The sequence below is a fragment of the Bradyrhizobium uaiense genome, from assembly GCF_010811875.1.
In the GTDB taxonomy this organism is placed as follows: Bacteria; Pseudomonadota; Alphaproteobacteria; order Rhizobiales; family Xanthobacteraceae; genus Bradyrhizobium; species Bradyrhizobium uaiense.
Genome location: NZ_VKHP01001070.1, coordinates 1 through 239, shown reverse-complemented (window position 1 = coordinate 239; position 239 = coordinate 1). Strand labels below are relative to the sequence as shown.

The following is a 239-nucleotide window of genomic DNA, read 5'->3' as shown; positions in this document are numbered from 1 at the left end:
CTTCGCCGCGCGCAAGCGTCAAAGACACAAGCGTTTGGCAATTTGCCGTCTTGCCGAGAGCCGACGCGTATTGAGCTGCAACACCAACCGAGCGTTCGCCCTTCTTCGGCAATGAGGTGTCATCAATAACGAGCACCGCATCCCTACCGCCGACAAGTCGGTCCGCCTGGTTGAGCAGTTCCGTCTCTAGCGGCGTCGCGTCCCAGATGCCGTCCGCAATGAAATGGTGCAGCTGGTCG

1 protein-coding gene is annotated in these 239 nt (G+C 59.8%); it reads right to left on the bottom strand.

Annotated features, from left to right (window positions below; translation table 11 throughout):
* On the bottom strand, window positions 1-239 hold a 239-nt coding region (locus FNJ47_RS48805; RefSeq protein WP_163163820.1), incomplete at both ends, for a transposase.